Origin of the sequence: Enterobacter sp. KB-221C9, from assembly GCF_041320715.1 — a bacterium.
GTDB classification, from domain to species: domain Bacteria; phylum Pseudomonadota; class Gammaproteobacteria; order Enterobacterales; family Enterobacteriaceae; genus Enterobacter; species Enterobacter asburiae_D.
On record NZ_JBGIWG010000011.1, the window covers coordinates 129,711 to 145,316 of the forward strand.

The following is a 15,606-nucleotide window of genomic DNA, read 5'->3' on the forward strand; positions in this document are numbered from 1 at the left end:
GGTAAAAGCATTAAAGGTGGATGTCGCGTCATGGAGAGGATTACAGTTACTCTCGGGGAACGTAGTTACCCTATCACCATCGCGGCTGGTTTGTTTAACGACCCAGCTTCCTTTTTACCACTGAAAGCGGGTGATCAGGCGATGCTGGTCACCAATGAGACGCTGGCTCCGCTTTATCTCGACCGCGTACGCCACCTGCTTGAGCAGGCGGGCGTAAAAGTCGACAGTGTGATACTCCCCGATGGCGAGCAGTATAAAAGCCTGACGGTACTGGATACCGTCTTTACCGCATTGCTGCAAAAACCGCACGGTCGCGATACAACACTGCTTGCCCTGGGCGGCGGTGTTGTGGGCGATCTGACCGGCTTTGCGGCCGCAAGCTATCAACGTGGCGTCCGTTTTATTCAAATCCCGACTACGTTGCTGTCCCAGGTCGACTCCTCTGTGGGGGGCAAAACGGCAGTCAACCATCCGCTCGGCAAAAACATGATTGGCGCGTTCTACCAGCCCGCATCGGTGGTGGTGGATCTCGACTGTCTGAAAACCCTGCCGAAGCGCGAACTGGCTTCTGGTCTGGCGGAAGTGATCAAATACGGCATTATTCTGGACGGCGAGTTCTTTAACTGGCTTGAAGAGAATATGGATGCGCTGCTGTGCCTGGATGAGGCTAAACTGGCATACTGCATCCGTCGTTGTTGTGAGCTGAAAGCAGAAGTTGTCGCAGCGGACGAGCGTGAAACGGGCTTACGTGCTTTACTGAATCTTGGGCATACGTTTGGTCACGCGATTGAAGCCGAAATGGGTTACGGTAACTGGCTGCACGGTGAAGCCGTCGCGGCCGGAATGGTAATGGCTGCCCGCACTTCAGAACGCCTCGGACAGTTCACACCGGAAGAGACGGCACGCATCATTGCGCTGCTTGAGCGTGCAGGTTTACCGGTGACTGGACCGCAGGCGATGTCGGCGCAAGCGTATTTACCCCACATGATGCGCGATAAAAAAGTATTGGCAGGTGAGATGCGTCTTGTACTCCCGCTTGCAATAGGGAAAAGTGAAGTGCGCGGCGGAGTGCCGCACGATGTCGTTCTTGGCGCTATCGCTGATTGTCAGCAGGCGTAACAACTAGAAAGGTCAGGCCACTGTCGCAGGTGGTCGTTTAGCTTCAGGTGAAATGCAAAGTCGTTAGCATAAGCCTTTGAGTGGGGTGTTAAATGGATGAATTCAAACCAGAAGACGAGCTGAAACCCGATCCCAGCGATCGTCGTACTGGTCGTTCTCGTCAATCTTCAGAACGTGATAACGAGCCGCAGATCAACTTTGACGATGTTGATCTGGATGCAGACGATCGTCGCCCTTCGCGCAGCCGCAACGCGCACGAAGAGCGAGCAGAAGAGGATTATGAGTCCGAAGAAGATTCAATGGACGAACCGCCTGTAGAGCGTCGCCCGCGTAAACGTAAAAAAGCCGCTGCGCCGAAACCGGCTTCCCGCCAGTACATTATGATGGGGCTTGGCGTTCTGGTGCTTGTGCTGCTGATTGTCGGCATTGGCTCCGCGCTTAAAGCACCGTCAACGAACTCAACCGAGCAATCTGCTTCCGCTGAGAAGAGCATCAACCTGTCCGGTAACGATGCGACCAATCAGGCGAATGGCGCACAGCCTGCACCGGGTGCGACTTCCGCAGAGCAGACCGCAGGTAACACCACAGCGCCGCAGGATGTTTCTCTGCCGCCCGTTTCTTCAACCCCAGCTCAGGGTCAGGCACCTGCTGCGCCTGAAGGCCAGCAGCGCGTAGAAGTTCAGGGTGACCTGAACAATGCGCTGACGCAGCCGCAGAACCAGCAGCAGGTTGACAACGTCGTGGTTAACTCCACGCTGCCAACCGAGCCGGCAACCGTTGCCCCGATTCGCGGTGGTAATGCTCAGCCGCAAACGGCTGTGACGGAAACCAAACCGCGCCAGACGCAAACGGCGACACGTCCTGAACGTAAGCAGGCGGTGATTGAGCCTAAGCGTGAAACCAAACCTCAGGCAGTCGTCAAAGCGCCTGAAGTGAAAGCCGTACCGGCACAGCCGAAGCACACCGAAACGGCTGCGGTGAGCGAGCCTGCTAAAGCGCCAGCCACGCAGACCGCGCCGAAAGCAACGGCGACCACAACGGCACCGGCTGCCACCGCTGCGCCTGCAGCAACGGCTCCAGCAGCCACGGCAACAGCTTCCAGCAGCGCCGCAGGCAAAACTGCAGGTAACGTTGGTTCGCTGAAGTCTGCGCCATCCAGCAACTACACGCTGCAGCTGAGCAGTTCGTCTAACTATGACAACCTCAACGGCTGGGCGAAGAAATCAAATCTGAAAAACTACGTTGTTTATCAGACGACCCGTAACGGTCAACCGTGGTATGTGCTGGTAAGCGGTGTGTATGCTTCCAAAGATGAAGCGAAGCGTGCCGTGGCGGCACTGCCAGCAGACGTTCAGGCGAAAAACCCGTGGGCGAAGCCGATTCATCAGGTTCAGGCCGATCTGAAGTAATGTTTAAAGCGCAGGATGCTGTCGGAGCTTTCTCCACAGCCGGAGAAGGTGTAATCAGTTAGTCAGCATGAAAAAAAATCGCGCTTTTCTGAAATGGGCAGGGGGGAAATACCCCCTGCTCGATGATATTAAAAAGCACCTGCCTAAAGGCGAGTGTCTTATTGAGCCTTTCGTGGGCGCAGGATCGGTGTTCCTCAACACCGATTTTTCTCGTTATATCCTGGCGGATATCAATAACGACCTTATCAGTCTCTATAACATCGTTAAGCTGCGTACCGAAGAGTATGTCGCAGAGGCGCGCAAGCTGTTTACGCCCGAGAATAATCACCCGGACGTTTACTATCAGTTCCGCGCGGAGTTTAACCAGAGCCAGGATCCGTTCCGCAGGGCGCTGCTGTTCCTCTATCTCAACCGCCATGGTTACAACGGCCTGTGCCGGTATAACCTGCGCGGGGAGTTTAACGTGCCGTTTGGTCGCTATAAGCGCCCGTATTTCCCGCAGGACGAGCTGTATCACTTTGCCGAAAAAGCGCAGAACGCAGAGTTTCATTGCCTCTCCTATGAAGAGTGTATGGAACTGGCAGGCGTAAACTCGGTGGTCTACTGTGACCCGCCTTACGCTCCACTGTCTGCAACGGCGAATTTCACCGCTTATCACACCAACAGCTTCAGCCCGGCTGAACAGGCTCGTCTGGCGGAGATGGCGGAAAAGCTGGTCAGCAAAAGAATTCCGGTGTTAATTTCGAATCACGATACCCCTGATACGCGCGAATGGTACAAAGCCGCGAAGCATTTTCAGGTCAAAGTGCGGCGTAGCATTAGCAGCAACGGCGGCACACGTAAAAAGGTGGACGAACTTCTGGCTCTTTATCGCCCCTGAGCCGTTTTGCCCGCCGGTAAACACATTTCAAGGAGAAGCGGATGAAACAGTTTTTGATTGCTCCCTCAATTCTGTCGGCCGATTTTGCCCGCCTGGGTGAAGACACCGCCAAAGCTCTCGCGGCTGGTGCAGATGTCGTCCATTTCGACGTTATGGACAACCACTACGTCCCGAATCTGACCATTGGCCCAATGGTGCTCAAGGCATTGCGTAACTATGGCATTACCGCGCCGATCGACGTTCACCTGATGGTGAAGCCTGTTGATCGCATCGTGCCTGACTTCGCCGCAGCGGGTGCCAGCATCATCACTTTCCATCCGGAAGCCTCTGAACACGTAGACCGCACGCTGCAGCTGATCAAAGAGAACGGCTGTAAAGCAGGCCTGGTGTTTAACCCGGCCACGCCGCTGAGCTATCTCGACTATGTCATGGACAAGCTGGACGTGATCCTGCTGATGTCCGTGAACCCGGGCTTTGGCGGTCAGTCGTTTATCCCCCACACGCTGGATAAGCTGCGTGAAGTGCGCCGTCGTATTGATGAGTCAGGTTACGATATTCGTCTGGAAGTGGACGGCGGAGTGAAAGTGAATAACATTGGTGAAATTGCGGCAGCGGGCGCGGATATGTTCGTTGCAGGTTCGGCAATTTTCGACCAACCGGATTACAAAAAAGTCATTGATGAAATGCGCCGTGAGCTGGCGAAGGTAAGTCATGGATAAATTGCAGGCAATTCGGGGTGTGGCTTTCGACCTCGACGGCACGCTGGTCGACAGCGCGCCGGGCTTAACGAGCGCCGTAGACCAGGCGCTGTACGCACTTGAACTGCCCGTTGCGGGTGAAGATCGCGTGGTAACGTGGATTGGCAACGGTGCCGATGTCCTGATGGAGCGCGCGTTGACGTGGGCTCGCCAGGAGCGCGCGTCGCAGCGTTCCGCGCAGGGTAAACCGAGCGTTGACCACGCTGACATCCCTAAGGATGAGCAGCTGCGTATTCTGCGCAAACTGTTCGATCGTTTCTATGAAGAGACCGTCGAGGAGGGCAGTTTCCTGTTCCCGGACGTTCAGGAAACGCTGAGCGCGCTGCACGCGAAGGGCCTCCCGCTGGGGCTGGTGACCAACAAGCCAACCCCGTTCGTTGCGCCTCTGCTGGAAGCGCTGGACATCGCGAAGTATTTCTCCGTGATTGTGGGCGGCGACGACGTGCAGAACAAAAAGCCGCATCCGGAACCGCTGTTGCTGGTGGCAGGAAAATTATCCTTAACGCCTGCGGAGCTGCTCTTTGTCGGGGATTCGCGCAATGATATTCTGGCTGCCCGCGCGGCAGGATGTCCTTCCGTCGGATTAACCTATGGCTACAACTACGGTGAGGCCATCACGCTAAGTGAGCCGGATGTGGTCTTCGACCACTTCAAAGATTTGTTGCCCGCACTCGGGCTTTCGCACAGTGAACATCAGGAATTGAATAATGACTAAGCCCATCGTTTTTAGTGGCGCACAGCCTTCAGGTGAATTGACCATTGGTAACTACATGGGTGCGTTACGTCAGTGGGTCAGCATGCAGGATGACTACCATTGCATTTACTGCATCGTCGATCTCCACGCGATTACCGCGCGTCAGGATCCTGAGAAGCTGCGTAAAGCGACCCTGGACACCCTGGCGCTATACCTGGCCTGCGGCATCGATCCTGAGAAAAGCACCATTTTCGTTCAGTCTCACGTGCCAGAGCACGCGCAGCTGGGTTGGGCGCTGAACTGCTACACCTATTTCGGCGAGCTGAGCCGCATGACCCAGTTCAAGGATAAATCCGCGCGCTACTCTGAAAACATCAACGCCGGTCTGTTCGACTATCCGGTGCTGATGGCGGCGGACATCCTGCTGTATCAAACCAACCAGGTGCCGGTGGGTGAAGACCAGAAGCAGCATCTGGAGCTGAGCCGCGATATCGCCCAGCGCTTTAACGCGATTTACGGTGATGTGTTTAAAGTGCCGGAGCCGTTTATTCCAAAATCCGGCGCGCGCGTGATGTCGCTGCTGGAGCCAACCAAGAAGATGTCCAAGTCTGACGATAACCGCAACAACGTTATTGGCCTGCTGGAAGATCCGAAATCCGTCGTCAAAAAGCTCAAGCGCGCGGTCACCGACTCCGACGAGCCGCCTGTTGTGCGCTATGACGTGCAGAACAAAGCGGGCGTCTCCAACCTGCTGGATATCCTCTCCGGCGTGACCGGCCAGAGCATTCCTGAGCTGGAGCAGCACTTCGAAGGTAAGATGTACGGCCACCTGAAGGGTGAAGTGGCAGATGCCGTTTCCGGGATGCTGACCGAGCTGCAGGAGCGCTATAACCGCTACCGTAACGATGAAGCTTTCCTGCAGAAGGTGATGAAAGACGGCGCAGAAAAAGCCAGCGCGCGCGCGTCCGAAACCCTGAAAGCGGTGTACGAAGCGATCGGGTTTGTTGCGAAGCCGTAAGTCTGCTTTGCCGGGTGGCGCTGACGCTTACCCGGCCTACGGGATCGTGTAGGTCGGGTAAGGCGAAGCCGCCACCCGACTAAAAACCACACTCTCCAAAACTAAAAAACCGGGAAAGCCCCGGTTTTTTTACGCCTGAAAATCGCTTACTGCTGCGCCGCCGGGCCGCAACCGCCGATGATCTTCGAAATGGAGATCGCCGGGTGCAGCAGGTAATCATAGCTGCAGTTATTTTTGGTATTCTGTACGTGACCGGTGCAGGCGGTCAGAGTCGATAACAGGCCAACCAGAACGGCGGCTTTTGCCAGTTTGAACATACGCATTCCTTGTCTTAAAAACGAAAATTGGATGTAACTCAAGGGAATAAAGGGAAAAGTTCCACTTCGGGGCGGTATGTTATCGACAGCGGTAAGAGGGGAGTAGTCCGCTTAAGGACTACTCCGGAAAGGAAGAATATGCGTTAGTGATTCGAGAACCAGTTCAGCTTGTCGCGCAGTTCAACCACACGACCCACCACAATCAGCGCCGGGCTTTCAACCTGCTGCGCCAGCCCGCCGAGCTGCGTCAGCACGCCATTCACCACGCGCTGCTTGATGGACGTACCGTTTTCCACCAGCGCGACCGGCATATCTGCCTTCATGCCGTGCTCCAGCAGCTTCGCCTGAATCGTCGCGGCCTGGTTCAGCCCCATGTAGAACACCAGCGTCTGCTTTTCGGCGGCCAGGTTATGCCAGTCCAGTTCGCTGCCGGTTTTCAGGTGGCCCGTCACCAGCCGCACGCTCTGGGCGAAGTCGCGGTGGGTCAGCGGAATGCCCGAGTAAGCGGAACACCCGGATGCCGCCGTAATGCCCGGCACGACAGAGAACGGAATGCCCGCCTCACACAGAGTTTCCAGCTCCTCGCCGCCGCGCCCAAAGATAAAGGGATCGCCGCCTTTCAGGCGTACCACGCGCTTACCTTTCTGCGCCTCGCGCAGCAGGATCTGGTTAATCTCCTCCTGCGGCACGCAGTGATAGCCCGCCCGTTTTCCAACGAATACGCGGTCGGCGTCGCGCCGCACCAGGTTCATGATGTCATCGGAGACCAGGCGATCGTAAACCACGATATCGGCCTGCTGGATCTGCTGCAGTCCTTTCAGCGTCAGCAGGCCCGCATCTCCCGGCCCGGCCCCGACCAGCACCACTTCGCCGCGATGGTCCAGCGGCTCGCTCAGGAGCCGTTCGGTCGTCTCTTCAACGGCTTTGGTGTCCTGATTGGCCAGCGACTGCGCCAGCCTGTCGTTCACAAAGAATTTTTCCCAGAAGCGACGGCGCTCGCCCACGGTCGCGAAGGTTTGCTTCACGCGGGTGCGGAGCTGCCCGGCGTAATGGGCAATCTGACCAAGATGCTGGGGCAGCACGGCCTCCAGTTTTTCCCGCAGCAGGCGGGCGAGAACCGGCGAGCGTCCGCCGGACGACACCGCAATCATCAGCGGCGAGCGGTCGATAATCGACGGCATGATAAAGCTGGCCTCTTTTGGCGCATCCACCACGTTGCAGAAAATTCGGCGCGCTTCGCAGGCGTCGCTGACGCGCTGGTTCACTTCATCGTCATCCGTTGCGGCAATGGTCAGCCAGCAGGTATCCAACAGGGAAACATTAAACTCACCCTGTTCCAGCGTGAGCATCCCTTCCTGGGCCCAGACCTCAAACTGTGGGGCAAAGGCGAGGGCGTTGACGGTCAGTCGTGCGCCAGCTTCTAACAGCAGGCGCGCTTTGCGTTCAGCCACGTCGCCGCCGCCCACGAGCAGGCAGTCGCGGTTGCGTAATTGACAAAAAATCGGCAGGTGATCCACGACGTTACCTCGCAGCATTCATGGAGGGGGTAAGAATTGACGTCAGGATAACAGCAGGAATCGTACAGAACATACGGTTTTTCCTGCCGTTACCCCTAAGAGGTCATAGCCTTTTCTGGTGAAAAGGCGGGGATTAGCCTTTCAGCTGTACCATGCCGTCCTTCACGCGGGCATCGTAGTGCTTCACGGAGATATTTTCATCTTCCATACAGCGCCCATCAGTTAAGCGGAAACGCTGCTTTTTCAGCGGGCTGGCAACCCACAGTTCACCCTGATGCTCGGCAATCAGCCCACGAGAGAGCACGCTGGCCTCGAAGAACGGGTCGATATTGCTGATGGCAAAAACCTGCTCATCGTGGCGAGGGCGGAAAATCGCAACCTGCTCGTTGCCCAGCAGCGCGCACACGCCGGTGGCGGGGATAATGTCGTTAATATTGCAGATGCTTACCCACTGGCTCATGCGTTTTCCTCCACCAGCGTCACTGGGATGCGTTCATACGGCGTTGCCGGGCGATGCTGTTCACGCTCCGGCACAACCTGTACGTTCGGGTCGCGCTGGGTGCTGTTGATAAAGTGTTTGAAGCGCGTCTGCGCCGCCGGGGTGTTCACGGTTTCAGTCCACTCGCAGATCACCGCCTCGCGCAGGCGGGCCATCTCGGCTTCCAGATGTTCGTTCAGGCCCAGCTTGTCGTCGATGATGACCGATTTCAGGTAGTCGATGCCGCCTTCCAGATTATCGAGCCAGGAAGCGGTACGGGTCAGCTTATCGGCGGTACGAATGTAGAACATCATGAAGCGGTCGAGATACTGAATCAGCGTGTCGCGATCGAGATCCGCGGCCAGCAGGTCCGCATGGCGCGGTTTCATCCCGCCGTTGCCGCAGACGTACAGGTTCCAGCCTTTCTCGGTGGCGATGATACCCACGTCTTTACCCTGCGCTTCCGCACATTCGCGGGTACAGCCGGAGACGCCAAACTTCATTTTGTGCGGGGTGCGGATGCCTTTGTAGCGGTTTTCCAGTTCCACGCCGAAGCCCACGCTATCGCCGACGCCGTAGCGGCACCAGGTGCTACCCACGCAGGTTTTTGCCATGCGCAGCGCTTTGGCGTACGCGTGACCGGTTTCGAAGCCGGCTTCAATCAGCTGACGCCAGATTTCCGGCAGATCGTCTTTCTGCGCGCCAAACAGGCCGATACGCTGGGAGCCGGTGATTTTGGTGTAGAGATTAAATTCACGGGCAATACGGCCCACGGCCACCAGCCCTTCCGGCGTGATTTCGCCACCGGCGGAACGTGGGATGACGGAGTAGGTGCCGTCTTTCTGGATGTTGGCCAGGAAGTTGTCGTTGGTGTCCTGCAGCGGCGTATGCTCGGGCTTGAGCACGTACTCGTTCCAGCAGGAGGCCAGCAGGGAGCCGACGGTCGGTTTACACACTTCACAGCCGTAGCCCTGGCCGTGCTTCGCCAGCAGTTCGTCGAAGGACTTAATGCCTTCCACACGGATCAGGTGGTACAGCTCCTGGCGGGAATACGCGAAGTGCTCGCACAGGTTGTTGTTCACTTCGATGCCCTGTTTCGCCAGCTCGGCGTTCAGCACCTGCGTGACCAGCGGAATACAGCCGCCGCAGCCGGTACCGGCTTTGGTTTCCGCTTTCAGGGCCGCCACGGTGTGGCAGCCTTTGTTGATGGCGGAGATCAGCATGCCTTTAGTGACGTCGAAGCAGGAGCAAATCTGCGCGCTGTCCGGCAGTTTATCCACGCCGATAGACGGCTTGCCGCTTGACGCGTGCGCCGGGAGGATCAGCGCGTCCGGGTTTTCCGGCAGTTCGATGGCGTTCAGCACCAGCTGGAGCAGGTTGCCGAAGTCGCTGGTGTCGCCCACCAGCACCGCGCCGAGCAGGGTTTTATTGTCCTGGCTGACGATGAGGCGTTTGTAGACTTCTTTGCTTTCGTCGAGATAGACATAGCTGCGGGAATTCGGGGTGCGGCCATGCGCATCGCCAATACCGCCTACGTCCACGCCCAGCAGCTTGAGCTTGGCGCTCATGTCTGCGCCGGTAAACGCGTTTTCGCTGCCGAGGATATGGTCCACGGCGACCTGCGCCATTTTGTAGCCCGGCGCCACCAGGCCGTATACGCGGTTGTTCCAGCTAGCGCATTCGCCGATGGCGTAGATATCCGGATCGGAGGTCTGGCAGGTGTCGTTGATCATGATCCCGCCGCGCTGCGCCACGGCCAGCCCGCACTGGGTCGCCAGCTTGTCGCGCGGACGAATACCGGTGGAGAAGACGATGAAGTCCACTTCCAGCTCGCTGCCGTCGGCAAAGCGCATGGTCTTGCGTGCTTCAGTCCCTTCCTGAACGATCTCTTTGGTGTTCTTGCTGGTGTGAACCTTCACGCCCATGCTTTCGATTTTACGACGCAGCTGGTCACCGCCCATGTGGTCCAGCTGTTCGGCCATCAGCATCGGGGCAAATTCGATGACGTGGGTTTCAACGCCGAGGTTTTTCAGCGCGCCAGCCGCTTCCAGGCCCAGCAGACCGCCGCCGACAACCGCGCCGCGTTTGCTTCGGCGCGCGCAGGACTCAATGGCGTTGAGGTCTTCAATGGTACGGTAGACGAAGCAATCCTGAGTTTCCGAGCCTTTGATCGGCGGGATCCACGGATAGGAGCCCGTCGCCATGATCAGCTTGTCGTAAAAAACCGTACGCCCGGCGCTGGAGTGGATCACTTTTTCCTGACGGTTGATGGTGATAGCGCGTTCGCCCACCAGCACTTTTACGCCATGCTTCTCGTAGAAACCTTCACGCACCAGAGAGAGCTCTTCGGCGGTATGATGGGAGAAGTAGGAAGACAGGTGCACGCGGTCGTACGCCTTGCGGGGTTCTTCACAGAATACGGTAATATCGAACTGCTCAGCATCGGCCTTATCGAGAAGATCCTCAATAAAGCGGTGGCCGACCATGCCGTTACCGATGATAGCGAGTCTGACTTTGCTCATTATTGCCTCGATTTCTTTTCTATTATTGCCTACCTTAACGATTCAGCAGGGGCGCTTATTGATGCAAATCAAATACGTCTTCGCCTACTCCTTAGGTGGTATGCGACTGATTTGTCAGGATTTTTATAAGTGGCGGAAATCGCAGGCTTTTCGTGCCCGTTGAATTTGTGTACAAATCAGGGGCGGTTTTGCCAAAATTGATACGCCTGAATATCAGCGGCGTTTTTTAGGGGAAGGGTATGTCTACAACACCGTTATGGCTTGTTCAGAATGTTCGTTTACCGGGTCGGGAAGGGCTGTGGCAGCTTGCCATTGAGAACGGGCGATTTGGTGACATCACCCCGATGGACGACACCCACGCCGAAAGTTATGAAGTATTGAACGCGCGCGGTGGGCTTGCTATCCCGCCGTTCATTGAGCCGCATATCCATCTTGATACGACCCAGACCGCGGGCGAGCCGAACTGGAACCAGTCCGGCACGCTGTTCGAAGGCATTGAGCGCTGGGCGGAGCGCAAGGCGTTGCTCAGTCATGAGGATGTCAAAGCGCGCGCCTGGAAAACGCTGAAGTGGCAAATTGCCAACGGCATCCAGTTTGTCCGCACCCATGTGGATGTCTCCGACCCGACGCTTACCGCCCTGAAGGCGATGCTGGAGGTGAAGCAGGAGGTTGCCCCGTGGGTGACGCTGCAAATCGTCGCGTTCCCGCAGGAAGGTATTCTCTCTTACCCGAACGGCGCGGCGCTGCTGGAAGAGGCGTTAAAGCTGGGGGCCGACGTGGTGGGGGCGATCCCACACTTCGAGTTCACCCGCGAGTATGGCGTGCAGTCGCTGCATATAGCTTTTGAACTGGCGAAGAAGTATGACCGTCCGCTGGATATCCACTGCGATGAAATCGACGACGAACAGTCGCGGTTTGTCGAGACGGTGGCAACGCTGGCGTATGAGGCAGGTATCGGCCCGCGCGTGACGGCCAGCCACACCACCGCCATGCACTCCTACAACGGCGCTTACACCTCGCGGCTCTTCCGTCTGCTGAAAATGTCGGGGATTAACTTCGTCGCTAACCCGCTGGTCAATATTCACCTGCAGGGGCGCTTTGATGACTATCCGAAGCGCCGCGGCATCACCCGGGTGAAAGAGCTGCAGGAGGCGGGCATTAACGTCTGCTTCGGTCATGACGACGTCTTCGACCCGTGGTACCCGCTCGGCACCGGCAACATGCTGCAGGTGCTGCATATGGGGCTGCACGTCTGCCAGATGATGGGCTATCCGCAAATCGACAGCGGCCTGAATCTCATCACCCATAACAGCGCCCGGACCTTTGGCCTGAGCGATTACGGCATTAAGACGGGGAACCCGGCGAACCTGATTATTCTGCCTGCGGAGAGCGGGTTTGAAGCCGTGCGCTGCCAGGTGCCGGTGCGCTGGTCGATTCGTCAGGGACGGGTGATCGCTACGACGCAGCTGGCGCAGACGTGGATCCAGACGGACGTCGGGGGAGAAGAGGTAAGCTTTGCCAGAAACAGCCCCTCTGCCGAGCGCAAAGGGGCGTAGGAGTTAGTGAGACGCCGCTGCCGCGTTGTGCTGGCGGTGGCGGGTCACGAAGCCCAGGATGAAGCACATGATGAACACCACGGCATACAGACCGTTAGCGGTGTGCAGCGCCGCCAGCGGGCCGCTGTGGGCCACGATCGGGCCAGTGACCACGAAGGTCAGCATGGTGCCGATGGTGCCGCAGGTCAGAACGAAGTTAACCAGCTTCGGCGAGGCCACTTTGGTCTGAAGGGAGCCCAGGGTGATGATCGAGGTATAAATGGCGCTGGAGAAGAAGCCCAGGGTCAGAATGAACCACGGCATATGCTCCGGTGAACCGTTGATGAACAGGTACATCAGCACGGTCGCCATACCCGCCAACACGGTCAGAATGCGCTGCAGGTCGAAGAAGCGCAGGATGAAGCTAAACGCCCACATGCCGAACATGTAAGACATCCAGAAATCGCTCACCAGTTGACCCGCATCGTTCAGGCTCATGCCCAGACCTTTGGCGTATTCCGGTACCCAGGAGATAAAGCCCAGCTGGCCCAGAATGTAGCACAGGGCGGCAACGGAGAGGAACAGCACGCCGATGCCCCACTTTTCTTTCGCAACGGGCTCTGCGGTGGCTTGCGCTTTCTTGCCCAGCACCGGGAATTCACAGCCGAAGGTCAGAATAAAGATCGCCACGTAGACCAGACCAATGCAGGCATAGACCCAGTACCACTCGATGCTGCGCGCCAGCAGAACGGCCGCGACCATCGGGAAAATCATTCCGGCCATGCTGAAGAAGGAGTCGGTAAACAGCAGGCGCGCGCCGCGCTGGCGGCCTTCATACATATGGGTAATCAGGAACGTACCGATCGACATGGTGATCCCGCTGACCAGACCAAGCACGAACATCGCGGCGGAGAACAGGGCGATGCTGTGGCTCAGCATCAGGCCCGCCACGGCGGCGACCATCAGCACAAAGCCAAAGCGCAGCTGGGTCTTCAGCGGAACGATTTCCATCAGCCAGGCATTCAGGAAGATAGAGATCAGGATCCCTGCGTTGAGGAAGGTGAAGGTATTACTCATGCTGGAAACGGGCAGCTGGAAGTAGTCTGCGATATTCCCCATCACCATCCCGGTGACGATCACCAACGCGCCGGTCAGAGCGTAGGAGAAGAAGCTGATCCATGTGAGCTTGATGCGATTGCTGTTAGTCATGTCTGGCCTGTTCAGAAAAAGAAAAGCGCCCAGGGGGCGCTGAGAGCGGGCAGATTTTAGACATTAAAGTGATCTATTCATATCTTTTAAGAGAAATTGGAACTTCATTGCATGTTTTTGTGTGATCGCGATCACACAAAAAGGCGCGAAAGCCAACCGTTTGCGCGGTTACAACTGTTTCAATTTCGTAAAATTAGGTAAAAGGCTGGTCTCCGTTCATACTGCTCTTTAGAATCAAGCCATTCGCTTTTTATACTGCGCTTTGTTAAGGAATTCTCATGCTCAAATCAACACTGGCGGCTGTCGCAGCTGTGTTTGCTCTTTCTGCCGTTTCCCCTGCTGCGCTGGCAGCCAAAGGGGACCCTCACGTTCTGCTGACCACCTCCGCCGGGAACATTGAGCTGGAACTGAATAGCCAGAAAGCTCCGGTTTCTGTGAAAAACTTCCTCGACTACGTGAATAGTGGGTTCTATAACAACACCACCTTCCACCGCGTGATCCCAGGCTTTATGGTGCAGGGCGGCGGCTTCAACGAGCAGATGCAGCAGAAACAGCCTAACCCGCCAATCAAAAACGAAGCGGACAACGGCCTGCTGAACAAGCGCGGCACCATCTCCATGGCGCGTACCGCGGACAAAGACAGCGCCACCAGCCAGTTCTTCCTGAACGTGGCGGATAACGCCTTCCTCGACCACGGCCAGCGCGACTTTGGCTATGCGGTCTTCGGTAAAATCGTGAAGGGGATGGACGTGGCCGACAAGATTTCTCAGGTGCCTACTCACGACGTCGGCCCGTATCAGAATGTGCCGTCAAAACCGGTGGTTATCCTCTCCGCGAAAGTTCTGCCGTAATTCTTCTGAACGCGGGCTTCTCCTGCCCGCGTTATGTAACCCTCCCTGCGAAAGCGCGTTTTGCTGCTTATACTTGTGGCAAACGGACTATTCAGGGAGGCGTTAAGTGAAAAAACTCACCGACAAGCAAAAATCCCGTCTCTGGGAACAGCAGCGTAACGTCAATTTACAGGCCAGTTGTCTCCTTGAAAAAGGTAATGGTCCCTCAGAACCCCATATTGAGAAGCTGGAGCTTGGGCCTTCCGCGCCCGGGTTGCCCCATCTGTGCCTTATTCATCGTCATTTGTACCGCAGCGAGATGAAGCGGGCAGGCGAGCTGCGTACCGACGATATTTTTAAAGAGGATATTCCCTTCTGCCATTTTGAGTACATCGAAAAGATGGGCAACGAGCTGATGGCGGCGCTGGAAAGCGAAAAGTATCTTGTGGGTCTTGAGAAAGCGGCGTTTGTTGACCGGGTTAGCCACTATTACTGCGAAATCAACATGCTGCATCCCTTCATGCGCGGCAACGGTATCGCCCAGCGCGTTTTCTTCGAGCAGCTGGCGCTCCACGCGGGCTACGCGCTGGACTGGCGCGATATCGATCCCGAGGAGTGGGTGGCGGCTAACCGAAGTGGCGCAACGGGAGATTTAACCGCGTTAAACGCTATCTTTGCCAAAGTAGTGAGCGAAGCGCGGGAATCTGAGTAGAATAGGGCGGCATTTTTTCGGGAGCCGCCATGATTCTGCTGATTGATAACTACGATTCCTTCACCTGGAACCTTTACCAGTATTTTTGTGAACTGGGTGCAGAGGTGGTTGTCCGCCGCAACGACGAGATCGATCTCGCCGATATTGAGACGCTGGCTCCGCAGAAAATCGTGATTTCTCCGGGGCCGTGTACGCCGTCGGAGTCGGGTATTTCTCTGGAGGTTATCCAGCACTATGCCGGCACGCTGCCGATCCTGGGCGTCTGCCTGGGCCATCAGGCGATTGCCCAGGCGTTTGGCGCCACCATCGTGCGCGCCGCCAAAGTGATGCACGGGAAAACCTCTCCCGTCACCCACACCGGCACCGGGGTATTTACGGAGCTCAATAACCCGTTAACCGTGACGCGCTACCATTCCCTGGTCATTGACCCACCGACGCTGCCCGCCTGCTTTGAGGTGACCGCCTGGAGCGATACCCAGGAAATCATGGGGATTCGCCACCGTGAATGGGATCTCGAAGGCGTGCAGTTCCACCCGGAAAGCATCCTCAGCGAACAGGGCCACGCGCTGCTGGCAAATTTCCTCCATCGCTGAATATCTGTTGCCTTG

General features: G+C 56.9%; 15 protein-coding genes. 10 read left to right on the forward strand and 5 right to left on the reverse strand.

The window, feature by feature from the left end; translation table 11 throughout:
• Window positions 1-30: 30 nt before the first annotated feature.
• The 6 genes from aroB (at window position 31) to trpS (ending at window position 5,878) form a co-directional block, all read left to right on the forward strand.
• The gene (gene aroB, locus AB8846_RS16860) at window positions 31-1,119 is read left to right on the forward strand and encodes a 3-dehydroquinate synthase (protein ID WP_331411099.1); all 1,089 of its coding nucleotides are present in this window, start codon (window positions 31-33) and stop codon (window positions 1,117-1,119) included.
• Window positions 1,120-1,211: 92 nt separating this feature from the next.
• Window positions 1,212-2,528, forward strand: a complete 1,317-nt coding sequence (damX, locus tag AB8846_RS16865) for a cell division protein DamX (protein ID WP_370733218.1) — start codon at window positions 1,212-1,214, stop codon at window positions 2,526-2,528.
• A 67-nt stretch (window positions 2,529-2,595) separates the two neighbouring features.
• Window positions 2,596-3,408 carry an adenine-specific DNA-methyltransferase gene (dam, locus tag AB8846_RS16870; protein WP_063144235.1) on the forward strand — a complete coding sequence of 271 codons (813 nt, stop codon included), beginning with the start codon at window positions 2,596-2,598 and terminating at the stop codon, window positions 3,406-3,408.
• Between the two features lie 41 nt (window positions 3,409-3,449).
• Window positions 3,450-4,127, forward strand: a complete 678-nt coding sequence (gene rpe, locus AB8846_RS16875; protein WP_024907923.1) for a ribulose-phosphate 3-epimerase — start codon at window positions 3,450-3,452, stop codon at window positions 4,125-4,127.
• Entirely contained in the window at window positions 4,120-4,881 is a 762-nt protein-coding gene (gene gph, locus AB8846_RS16880; protein ID WP_198886801.1) for a phosphoglycolate phosphatase, read from the forward strand. The genes rpe and gph overlap by 8 nt, the downstream gene beginning before the upstream one ends.
• Window positions 4,874-5,878 carry a tryptophan--tRNA ligase gene (gene trpS, locus AB8846_RS16885; protein WP_010436358.1) on the forward strand — a complete coding sequence of 335 codons (1,005 nt, stop codon included), beginning with the start codon at window positions 4,874-4,876 and terminating at the stop codon, window positions 5,876-5,878. Before gph ends, trpS begins: the two co-directional genes overlap by 8 nt.
• A 146-nt stretch (window positions 5,879-6,024) precedes the next feature.
• On the opposite strand, the gene AB8846_RS16890 is transcribed toward trpS, so the two are convergent.
• The 4 genes from AB8846_RS16890 to nirB form a co-directional block, all read right to left on the reverse strand.
• Window positions 6,025-6,195 (reverse strand): YhfL family protein, encoded by a 171-nt coding sequence (locus AB8846_RS16890; protein WP_008503029.1) that lies wholly within the window; start codon window positions 6,193-6,195, stop codon window positions 6,025-6,027.
• Between the two features lie 143 nt (window positions 6,196-6,338).
• Entirely contained in the window at window positions 6,339-7,712 is a 1,374-nt protein-coding gene (cysG, locus tag AB8846_RS16895) for a siroheme synthase CysG (protein ID WP_370733219.1), read from the reverse strand.
• A gap of 133 nt (window positions 7,713-7,845) precedes the next feature.
• Window positions 7,846-8,172 (reverse strand): nitrite reductase small subunit NirD, encoded by a 327-nt coding sequence (gene nirD, locus AB8846_RS16900; protein WP_063144233.1) that lies wholly within the window; start codon window positions 8,170-8,172, stop codon window positions 7,846-7,848.
• Window positions 8,169-10,712, reverse strand: a complete 2,544-nt coding sequence (nirB, locus tag AB8846_RS16905) for a nitrite reductase large subunit NirB (protein WP_233396107.1) — start codon at window positions 10,710-10,712, stop codon at window positions 8,169-8,171. Before nirB ends, nirD begins: the two co-directional genes overlap by 4 nt.
• A 239-nt stretch (window positions 10,713-10,951) precedes the next feature.
• Here nirB and AB8846_RS16910 point away from each other — a divergent pair, with 239 nt between their 5' ends.
• Entirely contained in the window at window positions 10,952-12,268 is a 1,317-nt protein-coding gene (locus AB8846_RS16910) for a cytosine deaminase (RefSeq protein ID WP_370733220.1), read from the forward strand.
• Between the two features lie 3 nt (window positions 12,269-12,271).
• Here AB8846_RS16910 and tsgA read toward each other — a convergent pair whose 3' ends face one another.
• Window positions 12,272-13,456, reverse strand: coding sequence for an MFS transporter TsgA (gene tsgA, locus AB8846_RS16915; RefSeq protein ID WP_331411103.1), 1,185 nt, complete (start codon window positions 13,454-13,456; stop codon window positions 12,272-12,274).
• Window positions 13,457-13,734: 278 nt separating this feature from the next.
• Between tsgA and ppiA the strand changes: the two genes are divergently transcribed.
• From ppiA to pabA, 3 genes are all read left to right on the forward strand, one after another.
• Complete coding sequence (ppiA, locus tag AB8846_RS16920) at window positions 13,735-14,307, forward strand: peptidylprolyl isomerase A (protein WP_023309471.1); 573 nt, start codon at window positions 13,735-13,737, stop codon at window positions 14,305-14,307.
• Window positions 14,308-14,413: 106 nt separating this feature from the next.
• A complete protein-coding gene (locus AB8846_RS16925) occupies window positions 14,414-14,998 on the forward strand; it encodes a putative adenosine monophosphate-protein transferase Fic (protein WP_370733221.1) in 585 nt (194 codons plus the stop codon).
• 29 nt (window positions 14,999-15,027) lie between these two features.
• Window positions 15,028-15,591: an aminodeoxychorismate synthase component 2 gene (gene pabA, locus AB8846_RS16930; protein WP_370733222.1), complete on the forward strand. Its 564-nt coding sequence runs from the start codon at window positions 15,028-15,030 to the stop codon at window positions 15,589-15,591.
• Window positions 15,592-15,606 lie beyond the last annotated feature (15 nt).